The organism is Limnohabitans sp. 2KL-17 (assembly GCF_003063415.1).
Taxonomy (GTDB): Bacteria; Pseudomonadota; Gammaproteobacteria; order Burkholderiales; family Burkholderiaceae_C; genus Limnohabitans_A.
Window position 1 is genome coordinate 34,150 of the sequence record NZ_NESK01000022.1, and the last position, 21,924, is coordinate 56,073.

A 21,924-nucleotide genomic window follows, 5' to 3' on the forward strand; every position below is an offset into this window, starting at 1 on the left:
TCAGAAAACCTGACCCAGGCGAAAAATTGGTAAATACATGGCCACAAGAATACCGCCAATCAGGCCGCCCAGCACAACAATGATCAAGGGCTCGAGCAAACTCGACAAGCCATTCACCCGATCGTCCAGTTCGGTTTCCATCAAGCCACCAGCCCGCGCCAGCAAATTGTCCAGGGCGCCAGTCTCTTCCCCGGTGGCACACAGCTGCACGATCATGGATGGGAATCGCCCACTTTGGACCATGCTCTCGCTCAAACGACTGCCCTGTGCCACCTGCCTTTGCAATTGCAGGGTCACACGCTCGAAAATCGCGTGATCGCAGGCTTGTGACACAGGCCCCAAGGCCTCTGCCAAGGGCACACCTGCTGCCAGCAATGCCGACAAGGTCTGGGCCCAGCGCGCCACCACAGCCGTGCCGATGAGCGGCCCCAGCAAGGGCAGTTTGAGCAGCCAACGGTCCTTCATTGTTTTGAACTTGGCCTGGGCAGCCTGGGGGCGTTGCCAAAACCAGATCCCCAGCACAAGGCCCGCCATCACCAGTGGCCCTGACGCACTCAATCCGTTGCTCAAGGCCACCACCATTTGCGTGGCCCATGGCAAGTCGGCCCCAAATGACTTGAACACATCCTCGAACACCGGCACGACAAACACCAAAATCAGCACCAACACAGCGGTGGCGACACCCAGCACCGCACTGGGGTACATCAGGGCAGAACGCAATCGTGAGCGCAGGCCCTCGTTTTTCTCCAAGGTGTGGGCCAAGCGCTCCATCATGCTGTCCAGAATGCCAGCTGACTCGCCCGCTTGCACCATGCTGGTATACAGCCCGGTGAAGTGGGTTGGATGGCGCGTCAAAGCCTCGTGCAAGGCCATGCCGGAAGCCACATCGTTTTGTACCGCCTGGACGATCTCGACGAGAGCCCCCAAAGGCAGGCTGCGTGTCAGCATGTCCAGCGCTTGCAACAGGGGCACGCCGGCACGCAGCAGTGCAGCCAACTGCCGGGTCATGAGGGACAGTTCGCGGGGTCTAACTTGTAGCGGAAGTTCCCACCACAAGCGCTGCAGTCGCACATATTGCACGCCCTGCCTGCGCAATTGGGCGCGGGCCAGCCCGGCATCAAGGGCATTCAGGCGCCCTTGCACAGGGCGGCCTTGTTCATCGCGGCCCTGCCATCTAAAAGCAGGGCTTGGGTTTTGTAGGTCGGGCTTGTTCATGCGCCGTACCGGGTCGAGGCCAAGACTTCATCGAGTGAGGTGATGCCTTTCAGCACTTTACGCAGACCCGCCAGCCGCAAAGTGCCCACACCTTCTCGTTGGGCTTGTTGTGTCAATTCCAGATTGCCTGCCTCACGCAGAATCAGGTGCTGCATGTCTGTGCTCACGGGCATGACCTGAAAAATACCGGTGCGTCCAGAAAACCCCTTGTGGCAATGCGAACAGCCCACAGGGCTGAAAGCCTCGACCGTGTCTGCCGTGATGCAGTCGGGAGGCAGGCCCGCCTTCAGCAAAACATCGGAAGGCAAAGCCACACGCTTTTTGCAATGCGGACACAGGCAGCGCACCAAGCGTTGGGCGGTGACCAGTGTCACGCTGGCTGCAATGTTGTAAGCGGCTGTTCCCATGTTGCGCAAACGCACCAGGGTGCTGGGCGCATCGTTGGTGTGCAGGGTGGACAACACCAGATGGCCAGTCTGTGCAGCCTGAATGGCGATGTTCGCTGTTTCCAGGTCGCGCACCTCGCCGACCATCAGGATGTCCGGGTCTTGGCGTAAAAAAGCACGCAAAGCGATGGCAAATGTCAGGCCGGGTTTGTCTTGCACATTCACCTGGTTGATGCCTTGCAGCTGGATTTCGCAGGGGTCTTCCACCGTGGCGATGTTCACTTCTGCCGTGTTGAGCAGGTTCAGGCAGGCATAAAGCGATTGTGTTTTGCCCGACCCGGTGGGACCTGTCACCAGCACCATGCCATGGGGACGGTGAATGGCCTCGACCAGGCGAGCCAGGTCTTCAGGCTCATAACCCAGTTGGGTCAAGTCGAGCTGTGCTTGCGCTGAATCGAGAACCCGAATCACGAGTTTTTCGCCAAACAAGGTGGGCAAAGTACTCACACGCAAGTCCAGCTCACGGCCACTGAGCAATTTCAGCTTCATGCGACCGTCTTGTGGCAAACGCTTTTCGGCAATGTCCAGCCTGGAGAGGACCTTGATGCGCGAGGACAGTCTGTCTTTCAGTGCCATGGGCGGGGTGGCCACATCGCGCAGTTCACCGTCGACGCGCATGCGCACCCTGTAATGTTTTTCATAGGGCTCAAAGTGCAAATCAGAGGCTTTGAGTTCCACGGCCTGCTCCAGGAGCTGCTGCACAAGATGAACGACGGGTGCGTCATCGATGGCACCGGGCCTGGACTGGGGACCAAGGGAGTTTTGCATAGGCCTCCATGAGCTATTTGGTTTTCTTTTTTTGAAAACACATCATGAGCCGAAATTGCCCCTTTGTAAATGCAGAGCAGGGGCCAAGGGTCCCGGGGGCGCCGTGACCAGGCCTCGGCTGGGGGCTTTGGGGTCGCCACCTCGAATGCCGCGCAAGCAATGGCCTGGTTTTAAATGAACTTGACCGGTTGGTATTTCGGGTCGGCGTGCTCGCAGGCTTCGGCCTTGGCGCAGGGCATCTGGCAAAGCGCCCGTTGGTTCAGGGCGCAGGCTCGGTTGAAGGTGACCACATGGTCCACCTCGGCGCGGATACCTATCCATTCACCCAGCTTGTGGTCGTGGTGGCTGGGCACATGGGCCATCAGCAACTCACCACTGGCCAGCCGCAGGGTGTACAAAAACTCCGAGCCGCGAAAGGCTTTGCGGATGATCTCGGCCTTCACGGGGGCATGGTCGTCGTGCACGATGTCGTCGGCGCGCAGCAGCACATCGCATTCGCCGCCTTCAAACGCACAGGGCAATGGGCATTCGGCCACATCGGTCAGCTCGCCAACGGCCGTACTCACCAAAATGTGCCCATTTACTTCCCGCAAAGTGGCTGGGGTGAAGACACCATGCCCGATGAAGTCGGCCACAAAACGGGTGGCCGGGCGGTGGTAGAGGCTGTAGGCATCGTCCCACTGGTGCAACTGGCCTTCGTTCATCACGCCGATCACATCGCCAATGGCAAAAGCTTCAAGCTGGTCGTGTGTGACCAGCAGGGCGGTGGCGTTGGCCGCTTTGAGGATGCTGCGCACCTCTTGAGCCAGGCGTTCGCGCAAGTCGATGTCCAGGTTGGAGAAAGGCTCGTCGAGCAGCAGCAAATCAGGCTTCGGCGCCAGGGCACGGGCCAGTGCCACGCGTTGCTGCTGGCCCCCCGAGAGCTCATGCGGGTAGCGGTTTTCGGCACCCCCCAAACCCACCAGCGCCAGCACGTCTTGTACGCGTTGGCGCTGTTCGTTCTTTGGCAGGTGTGCCAAGCCAAAACCCACATTGCGCCCGACGTCCATGTGCGGAAACAGCGCATAGTCCTGAAACACCATGCCAATGCGACGGCTTTCTGCAGGTTCGGTGTGCCCCACTTCGCTCACCACGCGGTTGGACAGCAAAATTTTGCCGCCGGTCACGGGCTCCAACCCGGCCACGGCACGCAGCAAGGTGGTTTTTCCGCAGCCAGACGGGCCGATCAAAACGCCAATGTCACCCGCACTCAACCCCAGGTTGACCCCGCGCACAGCGGGCGAGGGATTGCCAGGGTATTGGACGTCCAGTTGGCTCAACTCTAAAAACATGGTTCTGATTGTAGGCAGGTTGCCCAAGCCCCGATGAGCCGCTTTTTTGCAAGCCTGTGCTTTGGTGCGTGATTTATGGCGACCATGGTGTGCAAAGGTTCAGGCCCAGGGGCGGGCTCCTACAATAAGCGCTTCATTCAGAGGTCTGCTTTTGATGCTGCGCACTTTGACCCGACCTTTGTCGCGTCTTTCCTCACTGGTTTACGCCTTGTTGGCTTTGGCATTGGCCTTGCCGGTTCTGGCTGTGCTGGGCTCATGGCTGCAGTGGAGCGGCCAAAGCGCAGACATCTTGCAGGAAATGGGCCACACCGTGCTGCCCGATTACGCCCTGACCACGCTGGGTTTGTGCCTCATGGTGGCGGTTGGCGTGACGGTCTTGGGCTTGGCCACTGCCGTGCTGGTCACGTTGTTTGATTTTCCGGGGCGAGGCATTTTTGAGTGGCTGCTGCTTTTGCCACTGGCCATGCCGGCTTATGTGGTGGCCTATGCCTACACCGATTTTTTGCAGTTCAGCGGGCCCTTGCAGGTGGCTTTGCGCGAAGGGCTGGGCTTGCAAGGTCGCTTGTGGCCGGATGTGCGCAGTGTCTGGGGGGCGGCGCTGGTGTTCACCCTGTCGCTCTACCCCTATGTGTATTTGCTGGCCCGAACCGCTTTGGTGGAAAGGGCAGCTGGCCTGATGGAGGCAGCCCGGCTGTTGGGCGCACCGCTTTCCCGCCGCATTCGAGAAATCGCCTTGCCACTGGCCCGCCCGGCTGTTGCGGCTGGCGTGGCTTTGGCGCTGATGGAAACACTGGCCGACTTTGGTGTGTCCAGTTATTTCGGCATCCAGACTTTCACGGCGGGCATTTACAAAGCCTGGCTGTCCATGGATAACCGCATCGCTGCGGCTCAACTCGCCACGGTTTTGCTGGCTGTCGTGGTGGTGTTGCTTCAGCTGGAGCAGCGCGCGCAAAAGCGCCTGCGCTTCAATCAAAGTCGTGGTTCGCGCCAAAGCTCTGCCGAGGCACAACCCGTAGCGTTGCGTGGCGCTCACCGCTGGATGGCATGGGGTGTTTGCAGTGTGCCCGTGCTGCTGGGTTTTGTGCTGCCGGTGCTCATCATGTTGCGGGCTTTGGCAGGCGAGACCACCGAGCTGCCCTGGGAGCGCTTTGGACAATGGGCCTTCACCAGCTTGCGCCTTGGGGCGGTGACCGCTTTGCTGGCTGTGGGGGTGGCGCTGGCGCTGGCCTTCAGCGTGCGTACCCGGGACGACCGCATCAGCCAGGGTGCCATCCAACTGGTGGGTCTGGGTTACGCCATTCCTGGCGCGGTGGTGGTGGTGGGCTTGTTGTTGCCTGTCGGCTGGATTCAGCAGACTTGGCCAGAATCATCTGCAGGGGCTTGGATCACAGCCACTTCATTGGGACTGGTCTGGGCCTATTTGGTGCGATTTTGCGCTGTGGCGTTGCAGTCCGTTCAAAGCGGCTATGCCCGCATTCCGGTCAGTCTGGACGATTCCGCCCGCATGCTGGGCGTTACCGGTTGGGGCCTGATGCGCCGTGTGCACGCCCCCTTGCTCCAGCGCACCACCCTGGCCGCCATGCTGCTGGTGTTTGTCGACGTGATGAAAGAGTTGCCCGCCACGATGGTGCTGCGCCCATTCAACAGCGACACACTGGCGGTGGTGGCCTACCAACTGGCGCGCGACGAGCGACTGGGGGAGGCGGCTTTGCCATCACTGGCCTTGGTGCTGGTGGGCTTGATCCCGGTGATTTTGCTCAGCCGGACCTTGCGTCAACCGGCATCCTGAAAGCCCGCCCTGGTGGCAGGGGACAGACAAGATAGGGGGCGCGGATTCAGTCTGGCTTTTTGTCGTACAGAGATTGCTCTTCGATGATCTGCCGAACGATGGCTTGTGCGTGGTCTTCGGTTAGGCTGAATTCCCGGCGCAAGTGTTCGATGGTTCGCTGCTCCTGGGCGCGCATGCGCCCGTCTTTGAGGACTTCTTCCACCTCGGTGGTGAATTCAATTTCCTGGGTCCGCACGCGCGTGGCAAAGGCCGATGCCACGATACCGGTCAGCAAAGCCACCGTGAAAACCCCCGACAGTGCGGTGACGGCCCCGATCACTTTTCCCCAGGCCGAGATGGGCGTGACATCGCCGTAGCCCACTGTGGTGATGGTGATGATGGCCCACCACATGGCATCAGGGATGGTGCCGAATTTTTCGGGCTGCAAGTCGTGTTCTGCGAAATACATCAGGCATGAGGTGATGAGGATCGACAAAGCCAGCAGGTAAAGCGCCGAGATGAAAGCGTCTCTTTCTGCATAGATGGAGGCAATCAGATCCTCCAGCGCTGTCGAGTAATGCGACAACTTCAAAATGCGCATGACCCGGATGACACGCAAAAAGCGCAAATCCAGTCCGGGTACCAAGGACTGCAAAAAGAAGGGCAAGATCGCCAGCAAGTCCACCAAGCCGTGAAAGCTCAACATGTAGCCCAGGCGGCGGCGATTCGCACTGGACTGCGCGCTTTTTTTCATTTCGGCTGCCGTCCAGATGCGCAGCAGGTATTCCACACTGAAAAACAACACCGAAAACGAATCAAACAGTGCCAAAGCCCGGCCGTATTGCTGCTCGATCGAGGGCACCGATTCCAGAACCACAGCCACGATGTTGAGCAAGACCACCAAGGTCAGAACCCATGAAAAAACCCAAGCGGTTTTCTTGTCTTTGTGGCTTTTGAGTTCGAGGATCAGGAACAGCCTGTGTCTCAGTGGATGGTGCGCATTCATGTGCGCATCTTAGACAGGAATGGTGGGCAGCTTTTACATTTTTCCGGTCTTGAGGTAGCGGCTGTGCCAGCTCAATGACTCGTCCAGCAGGTGCGGCGTGTGTTTGCCCGCACCGCTTTGCCAGGCTCGTTCCATGTAGTCCAGCAATTGCGGGCGAAACGAAGGGTGAGCGCAACGCGCTACGATTTGCCTGGCCCGTTGTGTCGGAGCCAAACCGCGCAGGTCGGCCAAGCCTTGCTCAGTCACGATGACCTGCACATCGTGCTCGGTGTGGTCGTGGTGCGACACCATGGGCACGATGCACGAGATCTTGCCGCCCTTGGCCACTGAGGGACTCATGAAAAAAGACAGGTAGGCATTGCGCGCAAAGTCGCCCGATCCGCCGATGCCGTTCATGATGCTGGAGCCCATGATGTGGGTGGAGTTCACGTTGCCGTACAGGTCGGCTTCGATCATGGCGTTCATGGCAATCACGCCCAAGCGACGAACCAGCTCAGGGTGGTTGCTGATCTCTTGGGGCCGCAGCAAAATGCGCTGCCGATAAAAATCGATGTTGCCGTTGAACTCGGCCGAAGCCTCGGGGCTGAGCGACAGAGCGGTGGCCGATGCAAAAGCCAGCTTGCCCGAGCGCAGCATCTCCAGCATGCCGTCTTGCAAAACTTCGGTGTATGCGGTCAGATTTTCAAACGGTCCCTGGCTGATCCCGGCCAGCACAGCGTTGGCCGTGTTGCCCACACCCGATTGGAGCGGCAGCAATGCCTTAGGCAGTCTGCCGGCTTTTACTTCGTGCGTCAGAAAGTCCAGGATGTGCGCCGCGATTTTGGCCGACACCTCGCTGGGCGCGTCAAACGCCGAATTGCGGTCAGGCTGGTCGGTGACGACCACTGCGATCACTTTGGTGGGGTCGCACTTGAGGTAGGGCGAACCGATGCGGTCACTGGCCCTGACCAGCGGGATGGGCAGTCGGTGCGGCGGCAAATGGGTGCCCTCGTAGATGTCGTGCATGCCTTCAAGCGCGGGGTTTTGGTGCAGGTTGACTTCCAGAATGATCTTGTCGGCCTGGTCCAGCCATGTCTTGTTGTTGCCCACCGAGGTGGAAGGAATCAATCGGCCATCGGGCAAGATGCCCACCACCTCGACCACGGCCACATCCAGTTTGCCCAGAAAGCCAAACCACGCCGCCTGTGCCACATGCGACAAGTGCATGTCGGTGTAGAGCATTTGCCCGGCGTTGATCAGCTTGCGGCAGGTGGGGTCTGACTGGTAGGGCAGCCGCATCTCGATGCCCCGTGCCTGGGCCAGAGCACCGTCCAGCTCGGGTGCGGTGGAGGCGCCGGTCCACAAACCAATGCGCGCATCCGTTTGACCTGCTGCGTGCAGGGCGGCCAGCCTGGCTGCCAGGGCTTGTGGCACCGCTTTGGGGTAACCGGCCCCGGTAAAACCGCTCATGCCCACGTTGGCGCCCACCGGAATCAACTCGGCGGCCTGTTCTGCGGTCATCACCTTGGCATGCAATGTGGCGTTCTGGATGCGGGCGGCGAGTGGCATGGGGGATTTTCAGGGAGAAAACCGATCAATATGCCCCGCTGAATTGATCTTGTCTTTGCGCCAAGACAGCCCGGGGCATTAATTTTCACAGACCAACTTCATCAGCGTTTTCTAATATATTGGGGTTCAGGCCCAACCAGTTCAACGCATTCACAAGGACGGTTTTCATGCACAAGCCCGACCCAACACCTGTCAAGCCCGTGGTTCATGGCATTTTTGACCCCGGCACCTGGACGGTGACCTATGTGGTCCATGCCCAAGAGGGCACCGCCTGCGCCATCATCGATTCGGTGCTCGACTACGACCCCAAGTCGGGCCGCACTTGCACATCCTGCGCAGACAAAGTGGTGGACTATGTGCTTGCTCATGGTCTGCAGGTGGCCTGGATTTTGGAAACCCACGCCCACGCCGACCACCTGAGCGCGGCCCCCTACCTGAAAGCCCGCTTGGGTGGCAAAACGGCCATTGGTGCCAACATCACGGCAGTGCAAAAAGTCTTTAAGGGCATCTTCAATCTGGCGCCTGACTTTGCGGTCGATGGCCGCCAGTTTGACCATTTGATCGCCGATGGTGAAAGCCTGGATTTGGGCAACTTGCGCATCCAGACTTTGTCGGTGCCTGGTCATACCCCGGCCTGCATGGCCTACCAGGTGGGTGACGCGGTGTTTGTGGGTGATACCTTATTCATGCCCGATGTCGGCTCGGCGCGTTGCGATTTTCCGGGCGGTGATGCAAAAACCTTGTATGCCTCGGTGCACAAAATTTTGAGCCTGCCACCCGAAACCCGCTTGTACATGTGTCACGACTACCCGCCTGAGGGCCGCGCTGTCCAGTTTGAAAGCACGGTCGCCGAGCAGCGCACTGCCAATATTCACCTGAAAGACGGCATCGGCGAAGCCGATTTTGTGAGCATGCGCTCCACCCGGGATGCGACTTTGGCCATGCCTGTGCTGATCTTGCCCGCAGTGCAGATCAACATCAGAGCAGGCGAGTTGCCACCGCCTGAGGCCAATGGCGTGTCTTACCTCAAGATTCCCCTGAATATGCTCTAAGCAAACCCGTGTGCGGATAACCGCAAACAGCGAAAACTAACCATGACCCAAGGTCTGGTGGTTCAGCGCACCGACCTGCTGCCCCCCTCAAATTAGGCTGACACGCTCAAGGCAGTGTTTTGAAAGCAGCGCGGCGTTCGGCGGACTTTTCCATCTGGCGGGCGATGTTGCCGCAGACCAGGTCGCACAGCTCAAAGATCGAAGGGTCGGCGATGCGGAAGTAAGCGCTGGTGCCACGGCTTTCCCGCTCGACCAGCCCGTGCTGGGTCATCAAGGCCAGGTGCCGGGACACGTTGGCCGCGGTGAAGCCGCACAGCTGGGCCAGCTCGCCCACATTACGTTCGCCGGATCGCAGGATGTTGAGTATTTGCAGTCGCGTGGGTTCGGCCAGTGCCTGGAAATAGGAAGCGACCTCTGCCAATGCTTCATCGGGTAATTGTTTCATGGGGGTCCTGTCTTTTCGGCTGTTCGACTGTTTTCATTGTATCATTCGTTAATTTATCAATCAGTTAAATAAGCAAATAACGATGTTAGGCAAAAAATGACAATGCGAATTACCCTGCTGACCCTGGCCACTTTGGCATCACTTTGCTTTCATGCCACTGCTTTGGCTGCTGATGCGGCACCTTTGAAGGTGATCACAGTGCAGCTTGGGGGCATGGTTCAGGGTGAAACCAGCCTGGACGGCGTGGTGGAGGCTGTTCGCCAAACCACCTTGTCCACCCAAGTGGCCGGTGCGGTGGTGGCTTTGCATGTCAAAGCGGGTGATCGCGTCAAGGCAGGGCAAGAACTCTTGCGCATCGATGCCCGCGCGGCACAGCAAAACGTGGTCGGCTCGAGTGCACAGGTCGATGCAGCGCAAGCCAACCTGGTGGTGGCCGGCAAGGAGTTGGAGCGTCAAAAACAATTGCTGCAAAAGCAATACATCAGCCAGGCCGCCTTCGACCGTGCACAAGCCCAATGGGATGCCGCCCAGTCTCAGGTGAAGGCTTTGCAAGCGCAAACCCAGGTGGCACAAACACAATCGGGTTTTTTTGTGGTGAATGCACCCTACGCCGGTGTGGTGAGCGATTTGCAGGTGACATTGGGCGACATGGCCATGCCTGGCCGAGCCTTGTTGACCATGCACGACCCATCCGCACTGCGTGTGACGGCTGCAGTTCCCCAGGCACTGCTGGCCACGGTCACTTCACAGCAAAAGTCGATTCGTTATGAACTCCCGGGTGTGGCGGGTCACACGAGCCCACATGAACCCAAACAGGTGCAGGTGTTGCCCGCGGTGGACCCGGTGACCCATACCGGCCAGATCCGTCTGAGCCTGCCCACAGGCATTGAAGGGCTGGCACCAGGCTTGTTTGCAAGGGTATGGCTGCAAGGTGTGATGTCGGGCAAGGCAGGTGTGGAGCGTGTGTATTTGCCCAGCACTGCCATCGTCCGACGCGCAGAGATGACAGGTGTTTACGTCCTCAATGCCCAGGGCAAGCCCGGTTTGCGCCAGGTGCGCCTGGGCCAAACCTTGGGCGATCGGGTCGAGGTGTTGAGTGGTCTGCGCAATGGCGACCAGGTGGCTGCTGAGCCGCAATTGGCTGGCGCTGCACGCTGAAGGATCCGTTAATGTCTGAATCAAAATCCTTGAGCATTTCGGGGCGCATTGCGGCCCTTTTTCAAAGCGCGCAGATCACGCCACTGTTGGCCTTGGTGGCATTGCTACTGGGTGTTTTTGCGGTGATGGTGACGCCCCGAGAGGAAGAGCCTCAGATCAATGTGACCATGGCCAATGTGCTGGTGCCGTTTCCAGGTGCTGCCGTGCGCGATGTGGAGCAGATGGTGGCCATTCCGGCCGAGCAGGTGTTGTCGAAGATCACGGGCGTGGAACACGTTATGTCGGTTTCTCGCCCCGGCATGGCCATCCTGACGGTTCAGTTCAAGGTCGGTGTGCCACGAACCGAGGCCTTGGTGCGTTTGCACGACACCCTCCGAAACAACGCCGACTGGCTGCCCAAAGGGCTGGGTGTGATGGAGCCCTTGATCAAACCCAGGGGAGTGGACGATGTGCCCATCGTCACGCTGACACTGTTCAGCAAGAACGAGGACAGCAGTGCCTACAACCTGGAGCGCGTGGCGCACAGCATGGAGGTTGACATCAAGCGCGTCAAAGGCACGCAGGATGTGCAGACCATCGGTGGCCCGGATCGCGCCGTGCTGGTGCAGATTGATCCCGAGCGCATGGCCGGTTTTGGCGTCACGGTGCAAGACATGCGCATGGCCTTGCAGTCCGCCAACATGGGCTTGCCAGTGGGCGAGTTGATTGTGGGCAACAAGAGCGTTGCCATAGAGGCTGGCCCGTTTTTGTCGCAAGCCAGTGATGTGGCAGATCTGGTACTGGGCGTGCGCGAAGGCCGCCCGGTGTTCGTTAAAGATGTGGCCAAGGTCGAAGAGGGCCCTTTGCCTGCCGCACGCTACGTGACGCACGGATTGGGCAAAAAGGCGGGTGGTGGTGAATACCCCGCCGTGACTTTGACCATCACCAAAAAGCCCGGCGAAAACGCCATCGATGTGGCCAACGCCGTGATGGCGCGCGTGGCGGCATTGCGTGGCACGGTGATTCCCGACGACGTCGAAGTGGCCGAGACCCGCAACTACGGCGCCACGGCCAACGACAAGGCACAAAAGCTGATTCAAAAATTGTTGTTTGCCACGGCGTCTGTCGTGGCGTTGGTGTTCATTGCCTTGGGCAAACGCGAAGCCGCCATTGTGGGCACGGCCGTCATCCTGACTTTGACCGTCACGCTTTTTGCGTCCTGGGCCTGGGGTTTTACACTCAACCGCGTATCGCTTTTTGCACTGATTTTTTCCATTGGTATTTTGGTGGACGATGCGATTGTGGTGGTGGAAAACATCCACCGCCACCAGCAGTTGTATCCAGAAAAAACGCTCACTGAAATCATTCCTGGTGCTGTCGATGAAATCGGTGGCCCCACGATTTTGGCCACACTCACTGTGATCGCGGCACTCTTGCCGATGGCCTTTGTGAGCGGTTTGATGGGCCCTTACATGAGCCCTATTCCGATCAACGCCAGCATGGGCATGTTGCTGTCGCTGGCGATTGCCCTGGTGGTCACACCTTGGCTGGCGCGTGCCTGGATGAAGCCATCGCAGGGTCATGCGTCTGCTGCACACGCCACGCCCAAAGGCTTGACCGCAAAACTGGGTCCCTTGTTTGAGCGGGTGTTTGAGCCGCTGCTGCACAACCAATGCGGCGGCCGAAACCGCAAATTGTTGGGCCTGGGAATTGCTGGTTTGATCGCCATCTCGCTGGTCTTGCCTGCGACCGGCTTGGTCCTCTTGAAAATGCTGCCATTCGACAATAAATCAGAGTTCCAGGTGATGGTGGACATGCCTGTGGGCACGCCCGTTGAAGACACTGCGGCTGTCCTGCGCGAACTGGGTGCGCACCTGGCCCAGCAAGCCGAGGTGACCGATTACCAGTCGTATGCCGGTACGTCCTCGCCCATCAACTTCAACGGCTTGGTGCGTCAGTACTACCTTCGCGCTGGCGGCGAGGTGGGTGACATCCAGGTCAAGTTGGTGGAAAAGGACCAGCGCAAAGCGCAAAGTCACGCCATTGCCACACGGTTGCGCCCTGAACTGCAGGCCATTGGTCAGCGCTGGGGTGCCAACGTCAAAGTGGTGGAGATGCCGCCTGGCCCACCGGTTCTGGCGCCCATCGTGGCTGAAATTTATGGCCCTGATGCCGAAGGCAGGCGCAGCGTGGCCAAGGCCGTGCGCGCCGTCTTTGAAAAGACCGACAGCGTGGTGGACGTCGATGACAGCAGCATTGCGACTGCACCGCGCATGCTGTTGCTGGTGGACCGTCGCAAGGCGGCTGCCTTGGGTATTTCCCAGCAGGCCATCGTGACCACTTTGCGTGCGGGGCTGGCCGGTGAAGCCGCAACCTATTTGCACGATGGCAGCAAATACCCTGCAGCTGCTTTGATCCAGTTGCCCGCTGAGCGGCATGGTGATTTGTCGGCCTTGCTGCAACTGACCGTGCGTGGCGCTTCGGGCAAATTGGTGCCGATCCGCGAGCTGGTCACAATCACCGACAGTGAGCGCGAGCAGCCCGTGATCCACAAGGATTTGCTGGCCGTGAACTTTGTCACCGCCGACATGGCGGGCAAGCTGGACAGCCCGTTGTACGGCATGTTCCAGATGCGCAGCGCCATTGCAAAAATCCAGACACCCGATGGCAAGGCCTTGGGTGAGTATTTCATTGCCCAGCCTGCCGACGCTTGGCGCGGTTACGCCATCAAGTGGGATGGTGAATGGCAGATCACCTACGAGACTTTCCGCGATATGGGGGCTGCCTATGCGGTGGGTCTGGTGCTGATTTACCTGCTGGTGGTGGCCCAGTTTGGCTCTTACCTCACGCCACTGATCATCATGGCGCCGATACCATTGACCATCATCGGCGTCATGCCTGGCCACGCCTTGTTGCAGTCGCAGTACACCGCAACCAGCATGATCGGGATGATTGCATTGGCCGGCATCATCGTGCGCAATTCCATCTTGTTGGTGGACTTCATCAACCTGCAGGTCAAAGCCGGCATGCCGTTCAAGCAAGCCATCGTGCAGTCGGCCATCACACGCGCCCAGCCCATCATGCTGACCGGTGGCGCGGCCATGCTGGGCGCCTTCTTCATCCTTGATGACCCGATCTTCAATGGACTGGCCATTTCGCTGATCTTTGGCATCTTTGTATCGACCATCCTCACACTGGTCGTGATCCCCACGCTCTACTACGCGGCTTACCGCCGCAAGTTCGAGCCTGCGCAATAAGTTTTATCAACCCTCAGGAGAAATAGCATGAAAACATGGCAAATCGTTCGTTTGGTAGCAGGCACCTTTATCCTTGTATCGCTGGCGTTGGGCGTCCAGGGCAGCCCCATTTTTGTCAGTCAATGGTGGCTGGCGTTCACTGCTTTTGTGGGTGCCAACCTGTTGCAAAGCGCGCTGACCAACTGGTGCTTGATGGAGTCCATCTTGCGCAAATTGGGCGTGCAGCCTGGCGCCTGATTCAGCCACAGCAGTTTGGGATGAACATGATGATTTCACGCATGCTGCTTGCCGGCACTGTACTGGCCATCTGCGCGACGGCCGCCAGTGCCACTGACCTGCTGCAAGTCTGGGAGGCTGCTCGCCAGCATGACCCGCAAGGGGCCGTCAACCAGGCCAGCCGAGCGGCAGGGGCCACTCGGCATGAACAGGCCGCTGCCTTGTGGCGACCGAACCTGGGCCTGAGCGCCACTGGCGGTTGGTCCAATGCGCAAAGCCAGATGAATGGCGCGCAATTTGCGATGCCGGGTTCTGCGCCGGTCAGTGGTGCTTCTTTCGGCACTTCAATCCACGGTGGCAACGCCACCCGCTGGGCCCTGAATGCCAAACAGGCGCTGTACAACCCGGAGCGCCGCGCCCAAAGCGCCCAGCTTGGCATGGCGGCGCAGGCCAGCGAGCACGAATGGCAACTGGCGCAGCAAGACTGGATGCTGCTGACCACAAAGCGCTACTTTGACGTGGTGCAGGCCGAACGCCGGCTGGTGCTGTTGCTGCAACAGCAGCAAGCGGTCGACAAAGCCCTGACCGAGGCGAAAGACCGATTTGCTTTGGGAGACGCGCCGGTAACGGACACCCACGAGGCCCAGGCGCGCGCGCAGGCCCTGGGGGCTCAGGCTATTGCAGCGGGCAACGATCTGGACATGGCCCGTCAAGTGTTGGCCGAAGTGACCGGCTTGCCAATTCAGATGTTGACGCTGCAAGCGCCCAGTCGCCCGGGTGTGGCCATGGCTGCAGAGCCTGTCGCCATCTGGCTGCAACGGGCCGAACAAAACAACCCCATGCTCAAGCTGCAGCAAGCCCAGGCCACAGCCGCGCAGTTTGAAATTGACAAACACCGTGCATCCGCTTCGCCCACGCTTGACTTGGTGGCGCAAGCCTCGCGAGATCGGCTCAGCGGTTCGGGTGATTTTGGTGTGGCCAGCAACACGCAAAGCCAGCAGATGGTGGACGTGATGCTGAATGTGCCGCTTTATTCCGGCGGGATGCGCAGTGCCAGGTTGCAAGAGGCCATGCACCTGCATGACAAAGCCCTCGCTGAATTGGCGCGGAGTCGTCAGCAGGTCAGCCAGATGACACGCGCCGCCTGGCTGGCCGTGCACAGTGGCCAGGCCCGCTTGGCCGCGCTGAATGCGGCCCGAACGGCCAGCCAGGCCCGCTTGGCATCGACCCAGCTGGGCCGTCAGGTGGGGGACCGCACCACGCTCGATTTGCTGAACGCTCAAAACGATGCCAGTGCCGCCGAATGGTCGTGGCTGCAGGCGCAGATCGACACCTTGATGGCGCAATTGCGTCTGGATGCAATGGCTGGGCAGCTGGGGCTGCAGCAACTCGAAGCGGTCAATGCCGCACTAAAAAATTGACCCCAACGCAAAATCTTTCATGCTGATCCAGAGAGCCATGGCCCTGGCCATGGGTTTCGCGGCAGACCTGTAACAGCGTACAAGCGGCATTTCAAACAGCTGAACGAGTTCCTTCACCGCACCAGTTCGGCTCATGGCGTAGAGTTAAACCATGAAACGAAGACATTTTTTAGAAGGCATGGCAGTAACTGTGGGGGCTGGCATCGGCTTGGCAGTCGCCACAATGGGTTTGCCTGTCTTGGCTCAAAGCCGCAAGATATCCCGCTTGGTGATCGTTGGTGGTGCAGAAGACCGATTACAGGATCGCATCATTTTGCGCAAGTTCGTCGATTACTGTGGAGGCAGTCAGGCCCGAATCCGTGTCATCACCGCCGCCAGCGGTGACACGCAGGGTGTCTGGAAAAGTTACCAACAGGTTTTCAAATCGCTGGGTGTCGAAGATGTTGAGCGGCTTGCACTCGATGACCGCGACAGTGCCTACGCGCAGCCATTGCAGTCCGATATCTTGCAAGCCGATGGTATTTTCATGAGCGGCGGTGACCAGTCCAAATTGATGGACGCCTTGTGGGATACCCCTGCGTACCAATCGCTGCACCAGTCTTTTTATCTGAACCGCTGCTGCATTGGTGGCACCAGTGCAGGTGCAGCGGTCATGTCCCGGCACATGATCGCCCAAGGACCGGCGGTGCTCAGGCCGAGCAAGGAAGCCGTGGAGACCGATATCGGTCTGGGTTTGCTGTCGCAGGCGGTCGTGGATCAGCACTTTTCAGAGCGAAGACGTCTGTCTCGCCTTTTGTCGACTTTGGCGATTCGACCTGATTTGCTGGGAGTCGGCATCGATGAAGACACCGCGTTGGTCGTCGAGAAGGGCGAAGCCTTTGAAGTGATCGGAAAAGGCACCGTGACCTTGATTGACCCATCGGACATGCGATCGAATGTGAACGAATTGGACCCCCTGGAGCAGATTGAAATGCTTGGCGTGCAATTGCACGTGCTGCCTGCGGGCCATCGCTACAGTGTTAACTCTGTTGGCCTGAGATCAAGTTCGGCAGCATTGCGTCGCGCCATCCAGCGCCTGGTGGCCGAGGGGCCGATGCGGGGATGAGCCAAGCGAGTAAGAAACGATCAGCTGGTGCCCCGACAGTCCTCGAATTTAGTCCGCTAACCCACATGGAATAAGGGTTTGTTTTTCGCTGTGGTCAAATGTGCCCCCAAATGTGCCCCCACACTGCGAAGGATACCCCCCATGAAACTGACCGATGCGAAGCTACGGACCCTGACCCAGCCGGGCAAACATGCTGACGGTGCAGGGCTTTACCTGGAACTGACCCCAGCGGGCGGCAAGTACTGGCGCATGAAGTACCGGCACGGCGGCAAAGAAAAGCGCCTGGCCTTTGGGGTGTACCCGGCTGTAAGCCTGAAAGATGCCCGGGAAAAAGCCGAAGCGGCCCGCAAGCTGCGGCAAGCCGGTGACGATCCCGGCGAAACCAAAAAGGCCGCGAAGGCGCAAACCGTTTTTGAAACGGCCAACACCTTGCAGGCGGTGGCCGCTGACTGGATGGCTCACCAGTCAACCCGCTGGGAGCCTGCAACCAAGGCCCGGGTTTTGGCTTCGCTTGAAACCGACATATTCCCCGCGCTGGGTGCCCGCCCGCTCGCCAGCATTCGCCCGAGCGAGGTTATGAAGGCGGTTCAAAAGATCGAGGCCCGGGGCGCTGGCGATCAAGCGGCCCGGGTGCTGCAACGGATCAAACAGGTTTACCGATGGGCCGTGACCCATGAGCGAATCGAGGCTAACCCCATGCTCGACCTGATGCCCGGCGAGATACTCAAACCCCGCGAAGTGAAGCACAGGGCCGCGCTGTCTGACCGTGACCTGTCCGGGTTCCTGGTGAAGCTGAACGCCTACCAAGGCGACACCAACACGGTGCAAGCCCTGCGCCTGCTGCTGCTGACCACCACCCGCCCGGGTGAAGTGCGGGGCGCACGTTGGAGCGAGTTTCACCCAGCCGAATCCCTTTGGATCATCCCCGCCGACCGAATGAAAATGCGCGAAGAACACAGGGTTCCGCTGTCACGCCAAGCCCTGCAAGTGCTGGAAACAATGCGCCCGATCAGCGGTGACAGGGAATTGGTTTTCCCTTCGCCCTTCTACCCTTCAAAGCCCCTGAGTGAAAACACGTTCAATTCAGCATTGGCCCGCATGGGTTACAAAAACACGGCCACGGCGCACGGGTTCCGGGCGCTGTTTTCCACGGTGATGAACGAGCATGATCGAAGCCTGCGCGATGTGATCGAGCGCCAGCTAGCCCACAAAGAACGCGATCAGGTGCGGGCGGCTTACCACCGATCCACCTACATGAAAGACCGGGCCGACTTGCTGCAATGGTGGGCTGACTACCTGGACCAAAGGGCAAAGGGGGCCGAAGTGATCGACCTGGCCACGCACAGGGCCGCATGATCTGACCCAGCCCGGCCCCGCGCTTTGCGAGACACCCCCAGCGGAAACCGCCCACCGAGGCGGTTTTTTTGCGCCCGGGCGGTGTGTTTGGCGCTTTTTGGCGGCTGCTATTTTGAAAAAGTGCGGGGACAGCGGGGACAAATTGGAAGAACTGAGGATTTATGCGGGTTTGCAGCCGTTTGAGGTGCGGGGACAAAGCGGGGACAAAACGGGGACAAAGCGGGGACAAAGCGGGGACAGTATCAGTATGTGAAAAAAATTACTCATTCACATACATTCAGAACCTTCAAACGTTCGTTTTTGCCCCATGCCTTGCCCTGTGCTGTGCCCTTCGCCCCGGCTTTTGTCGGTGGCCTGACTGACCCCGGCCCCGGTGCCCTTTGCCTGGTGCCCGGTGTTGCACGGCCCCGGCTTGCAATGGATACCCCCGGAAAAGGCCGCGAAAAGGGTTCCCCCATGGCCCCACCTTTGGCGGCGCTGCTGTCCGGCCTGATGGCCTGCTGACCTGGTGCGGCTGCTACCGGCCACGGCCTGCCCGGTGGCGTGATCGAGTGCAGGCGGTGCCCTGCGCCAGCGATGGCCGGGCGGGTTGCTTGCTGGTGCTGGCGCTGCTGTGCGGTGCGGTGGCAAAGGTGGCACGGCCACGGCCACGGGCAAGGCAAGGGCACAGGCACAGGCAAGGGCGGGCAAGACCCCGGCCCGGATCAGGCGGGCGCTGTGTGGTGTTGACCTAGTGCGGTTCGCTGGTGGCCAAGGCCCGCCCGGTGGCGTGATCGAGTGCGGGCGATGCTCTGCGCCAGCGATGGCCGGGCGGGTTGCTTGCTGGTGCTGGCGCTGCTGTGCGGTGCGGTGCGGTGCGGTGGCAAAGGGGCACGGCCACGCCCAAGGCCAAGGGCAAGGGCAAGGGCAAGGGCAAGACCCGGCCCCGGATCAGGCGGGCGCTATGTGGTGTTGATCTGGTGCGGCTGCTGGTGGCCACGGCCTGCCCGGCGGCGTGATCGAGTGCAGCCGATGCCCTGCGCCAGCGATGCCCGGGCGGGTTGCTTGCTGCGATGCCTTCGCCTGTCCTGATGCCTGCGACACCTACGCCCCAGCCCGTGCAATAATTCGCCCAACCCCTGACCGGGGCCGGTGCTTCAAAACACCTTTGAAACAAGCGGTGCAACGCCCCCGATAGTGGCGTTTTGTCACGTCTGAACATGCCCACGCCACGGCGGCGAGGGCTTTGGTTTTCGGGCGGGATGGCCGAAGCGGCAACGCCCGGCGCACGACTTGTTTCGTGTTTTGAACATCCCGCCCACCCGCTGCGCTTCAAAACGTGGCGAGTGGCTTTCAAGTCTCAACAAGGAGCATGAAGCCATGACACCCAACGTCATTCACCTGACCCGCCGACCCAGCACGGCAACACCCACCAACACCCTGCACGATCTGGCCACGATGGCAGCGCACCAAGAGGCAGAAAACGCCCTGGCCATGGCGCTGCACTACCTGCGATCCAGTGCGGGCAACATCCCCGGCGCTACCCGTAAAGCGGTGCAGGCATTGGGAGCATTGAACCGCCTGAACAAGCCCACCAACACGCCCGCACCTGCTGGCGCTGCTGTCCGATAAGGCGACACGGGCAGGCACGGCCCCGGCCCCGGATCAGGCGGCGCTGTGGTGTTGACCTGGTGCGGCTGTTGTTGGCCACGGCCCGGCCTGTGGCGTGATCGAGTGCAGCCCGATGCCCTGCGCCAGCGATGGCCGGGCGGGTTGCTTGCTGCGATGCCTTCGCCCGCCCTTATGGCCAGACCTAGCGCCAACACCACCCCCACTTGATGCGGTGCATTGGTGCGCCCTTTGCCTGTGTGCTTTGGCTACACCATGCGTTATGACCTGTTCGATTGAGTGCAGAAAAGACACAGAAAGTCCGAGGAGGGCGAAGATTTTTTTTCACGTTCAAGCGGCAATGGATACCGACCATTTTTCAGAGTGAAGGGCACGGATTAAGACATGTGCAAGGCTGTAAAGGTGTTTTCAGAAGTGTTCGTATGACGTGCAGAAATTCCAGCCGCCGGGTGGCGGCTGGAATCCTGCGGGGCACATTTAAACCCTCACAAACCCCCACGGAAGACTTATGGACACCACCAAAAACACCCAGCAAACCCCGCCCGGGCGCTTACTTCGCTTGACTGCTGTTGAGGGCTTAACCGGCCTTCGCAAGAGCACCATTTATGCAGGCATGGCCAACAAGCCCCCGACTTTTCCCACGCCCGTTCGGATCAGTGCCCGCGCTGTGGCCTGGCGTGAATCCGATGTACTGGCATGGATTGCAGCCCGTGCAGATGCAAGACCGCAAGGGGTAGCCAAATGATCAACACCAAAATTTCCGGACACCTCTGCGGTGTGGTGACGCTACACAAGACCACTATCGGCGGGATTTTTGCAACCTGGCGCATGGCGGCAGTTGATAGGCATGGGGTGAGCCAAGTTTGTGATTGCCTGAGCGATTCCAAGACCGACATTGAAGCCCTGCAAGCCCTGAGCGATGGTGATCCTGTTGTTGTTTGTGGCTTTGCTTCAGTAGGCGTTTTGGCTGGCGCACATGAGGGTCAAAGCCACGGCCTGAGCGTGAGGGTTGAAGCCGTGAGGACAGCCCACCACCCGGGCATAAATCCAAGGCACTGGACGCACCAAGCGATGCAGGCCATTGATGCGGGCCATTGATGCCATGAATACCTTTACCAAATACCCCAACACCATGACACGGACAAATAAACAAATGCAAAACGACACCATGAATAAAGTAATCGCCCCATTCGTAAACTCCGAACAACATTGGAAGGTGCAAGTTGCGGCGCTGTGTGCGGGCAATTCGCGCTTGGTGTTCGCTGTGGCCTGTGCCTTCGCTGGCCCCTTGCTGCGCCCCGCTGGGATTGCAACGGGCGGCTTTCACTTTCGGGGCGGGTCTTCAAGCGGCAAGACCACGGCCCTGAAGGTTGCTGCAAGTGTCAACGGTCAACCTGATGGCCTGCAACGCTGGGGCAAAACAGGCCGCGCCCTGGAGTCGATTGCAGCCCAGCAATGCGATTCGCTGCTGGTGTTGGATGCACTGGAACTGGTGGATCAGAAAACGGCGGGCAAGTGCATTGATAAGTTGTTTTCTGGTGTGGGCAAATCACGTGCAGCCCGTGAAGGTGAGCCACGGCCCCGGCTGTCTTGGCGACTGTTGTTCCTGTCTGCTGGTGAATTGGGTTTGGCCGATCAGATGGCCGAAGGCATGAAGCGGGCACGGACCGGGCAAGAAGTGCGAATGGCCGAGATTCCCGCTGATGCTGGCGCTGGCTGTGGCATGTTGGAAAACCTGCACGGGATGGACGGCGGCGGGTCTGCGTTTTCACGCCACATCGTTGAACAGGCGGGGCGCTGCTACGGTGGCCCGGGCCGCGCCTGGTTGCAATGGTTGACCGAGAACGCCCGCACACTGAAGCCCGATCTACGCCAGCGAATCCAGGAAATCGAGCGCCACATGCTCCCCGAAGCCGGGGCCGGGCAGGTGCAACGTGCGGGCCTGCGCTTTGCCCTGGTAGGGGCAGCGGGTGAGATGGCCACGGCGGCGGGTCTGACCGGCTGGGAGCCGGGCGAGAGCGAACGGGCCGCGATAACTTGTTTCAATGCCTGGATGGCTTCAGTAAAGCCATGAAAGCCAACACGCCCAGCAACCCCAAAGACCTGCAAGCCCAGCGCCTGCGCTTGCATGGCCTGGACGTGATCGAGGGCAGGCAGGGCGGCACGGCCTTTCAAAAGCTGGTGCTGACCCGTACCACGGCAAGACCCAGCGCCAGCGCCCGGCGCTTACCGATGCGGCGGTGAC

The 21,924-nt window shown here is 59.8% G+C and carries 19 protein-coding genes and 1 pseudogene; 12 read left to right on the forward strand and 8 right to left on the reverse strand.

What is annotated here, in order from left to right; genetic code table 11:
* From B9Z45_RS12120 to B9Z45_RS12130, 3 genes and pseudogenes are all read right to left on the reverse strand, one after another.
* Window positions 1–1,215: a type II secretion system F family protein gene (locus B9Z45_RS12120; RefSeq protein WP_108407479.1), complete on the reverse strand. Its 1,215-nt coding sequence runs from the start codon at window positions 1,213–1,215 to the stop codon at window positions 1–3.
* A pseudogene (locus tag B9Z45_RS12125) lies at window positions 1,212–2,390 on the reverse strand (GspE/PulE family protein); the annotation flags it as partial. The pseudogene B9Z45_RS12125 and the gene B9Z45_RS12120, both read right to left, overlap by 4 nt.
* 209 nt (window positions 2,391–2,599) lie before the next feature.
* Window positions 2,600–3,760 carry an ABC transporter ATP-binding protein gene (locus B9Z45_RS12130; protein ID WP_108407481.1) on the reverse strand — a complete coding sequence of 387 codons (1,161 nt, stop codon included), beginning with the start codon at window positions 3,758–3,760 and terminating at the stop codon, window positions 2,600–2,602.
* 154 nt (window positions 3,761–3,914) lie between these two features.
* Between B9Z45_RS12130 and B9Z45_RS12135 the strand changes: the two genes are divergently transcribed.
* A complete protein-coding gene (locus B9Z45_RS12135; protein WP_108407482.1) occupies window positions 3,915–5,549 on the forward strand; it encodes an iron ABC transporter permease in 1,635 nt (544 codons plus the stop codon).
* A gap of 46 nt (window positions 5,550–5,595) precedes the next feature.
* Here the strand turns inward: B9Z45_RS12135 and B9Z45_RS12140 are convergent, their stop codons facing one another.
* Together B9Z45_RS12140 and B9Z45_RS12145 are read right to left on the reverse strand one after the other, a co-directional pair.
* A complete protein-coding gene (locus B9Z45_RS12140) occupies window positions 5,596–6,534 on the reverse strand; it encodes an ion transporter (RefSeq protein ID WP_108407483.1) in 939 nt (312 codons plus the stop codon).
* 33 nt (window positions 6,535–6,567) lie between these two features.
* Complete coding sequence (locus B9Z45_RS12145; RefSeq protein WP_108407484.1) at window positions 6,568–8,082, reverse strand: acetyl-CoA hydrolase/transferase family protein; 1,515 nt, start codon at window positions 8,080–8,082, stop codon at window positions 6,568–6,570.
* Between the two features lie 167 nt (window positions 8,083–8,249).
* Here B9Z45_RS12145 and B9Z45_RS12150 point away from each other — a divergent pair, with 167 nt between their 5' ends.
* Entirely contained in the window at window positions 8,250–9,134 is an 885-nt protein-coding gene (locus B9Z45_RS12150; RefSeq protein WP_108407485.1) for an MBL fold metallo-hydrolase, read from the forward strand.
* 106 nt (window positions 9,135–9,240) lie between these two features.
* On the opposite strand, the gene B9Z45_RS12155 is transcribed toward B9Z45_RS12150, so the two are convergent.
* On the reverse strand, window positions 9,241–9,579 hold the full coding sequence (locus B9Z45_RS12155) for a metalloregulator ArsR/SmtB family transcription factor (RefSeq protein ID WP_108407486.1): 339 nt from the start codon (window positions 9,577–9,579) through the stop codon (window positions 9,241–9,243).
* A 102-nt stretch (window positions 9,580–9,681) separates the two neighbouring features.
* Here B9Z45_RS12155 and B9Z45_RS12160 point away from each other — a divergent pair, with 102 nt between their 5' ends.
* The 6 genes from B9Z45_RS12160 to B9Z45_RS12185 all read left to right on the forward strand — a co-directional run bounded on the left by B9Z45_RS12160 (window position 9,682) and on the right by B9Z45_RS12185 (window position 18,071).
* Complete coding sequence (locus tag B9Z45_RS12160; RefSeq protein WP_108407487.1) at window positions 9,682–10,737, forward strand: efflux RND transporter periplasmic adaptor subunit; 1,056 nt, start codon at window positions 9,682–9,684, stop codon at window positions 10,735–10,737.
* An 11-nt stretch (window positions 10,738–10,748) separates the two neighbouring features.
* Window positions 10,749–13,973 (forward strand): efflux RND transporter permease subunit, encoded by a 3,225-nt coding sequence (locus B9Z45_RS12165; RefSeq protein ID WP_108407488.1) that lies wholly within the window; start codon window positions 10,749–10,751, stop codon window positions 13,971–13,973.
* Between the two features lie 27 nt (window positions 13,974–14,000).
* A complete protein-coding gene (locus tag B9Z45_RS12170) occupies window positions 14,001–14,210 on the forward strand; it encodes a DUF2892 domain-containing protein (RefSeq protein WP_108407489.1) in 210 nt (69 codons plus the stop codon).
* Window positions 14,211–14,230: 20 nt separating this feature from the next.
* Window positions 14,231–15,610, forward strand: coding sequence for a TolC family outer membrane protein (locus B9Z45_RS12175; RefSeq protein ID WP_233252187.1), 1,380 nt, complete (start codon window positions 14,231–14,233; stop codon window positions 15,608–15,610).
* 151 nt (window positions 15,611–15,761) lie between these two features.
* Window positions 15,762–16,715 carry a cyanophycinase gene (locus B9Z45_RS12180; protein ID WP_108407490.1) on the forward strand — a complete coding sequence of 318 codons (954 nt, stop codon included), beginning with the start codon at window positions 15,762–15,764 and terminating at the stop codon, window positions 16,713–16,715.
* Window positions 16,716–16,856: 141 nt separating this feature from the next.
* On the forward strand, window positions 16,857–18,071 hold the full coding sequence (locus B9Z45_RS12185; protein ID WP_108407491.1) for an integrase arm-type DNA-binding domain-containing protein: 1,215 nt from the start codon (window positions 16,857–16,859) through the stop codon (window positions 18,069–18,071).
* Window positions 18,072–18,801: 730 nt separating this feature from the next.
* Here B9Z45_RS12185 and B9Z45_RS12195 read toward each other — a convergent pair.
* Entirely contained in the window at window positions 18,802–19,272 is a 471-nt protein-coding gene (locus B9Z45_RS12195) for a hypothetical protein (RefSeq protein WP_146180914.1), read from the reverse strand.
* A 158-nt stretch (window positions 19,273–19,430) separates the two neighbouring features.
* Here B9Z45_RS12195 and B9Z45_RS12200 point away from each other — a divergent pair, with 158 nt between their 5' ends.
* Together B9Z45_RS12200 and B9Z45_RS12205 are read left to right on the forward strand one after the other, a co-directional pair.
* Complete coding sequence (locus tag B9Z45_RS12200; protein WP_108407494.1) at window positions 19,431–19,682, forward strand: hypothetical protein; 252 nt, start codon at window positions 19,431–19,433, stop codon at window positions 19,680–19,682.
* Window positions 19,683–20,187: 505 nt separating this feature from the next.
* Window positions 20,188–20,424, forward strand: a complete 237-nt coding sequence (locus tag B9Z45_RS12205; protein WP_108407495.1) for an AlpA family transcriptional regulator — start codon at window positions 20,188–20,190, stop codon at window positions 20,422–20,424.
* Window positions 20,425–20,630: 206 nt separating this feature from the next.
* On the opposite strand, the gene B9Z45_RS17060 is transcribed toward B9Z45_RS12205, so the two are convergent.
* Window positions 20,631–20,783: a hypothetical protein gene (locus tag B9Z45_RS17060; RefSeq protein WP_158270421.1), complete on the reverse strand. Its 153-nt coding sequence runs from the start codon at window positions 20,781–20,783 to the stop codon at window positions 20,631–20,633.
* Between the two features lie 64 nt (window positions 20,784–20,847).
* On the opposite strand from B9Z45_RS17060, the gene B9Z45_RS12215 reads away from it, so the two are divergent.
* Complete coding sequence (locus B9Z45_RS12215; RefSeq protein WP_158270422.1) at window positions 20,848–21,753, forward strand: DUF927 domain-containing protein; 906 nt, start codon at window positions 20,848–20,850, stop codon at window positions 21,751–21,753.
* Window positions 21,750–21,923, forward strand: coding sequence for a hypothetical protein (locus tag B9Z45_RS17065; RefSeq protein ID WP_158270423.1), 174 nt, complete (start codon window positions 21,750–21,752; stop codon window positions 21,921–21,923). The genes B9Z45_RS12215 and B9Z45_RS17065 overlap by 4 nt, the downstream gene beginning before the upstream one ends.
* Window position 21,924: the final 1 nt, after the last annotated feature.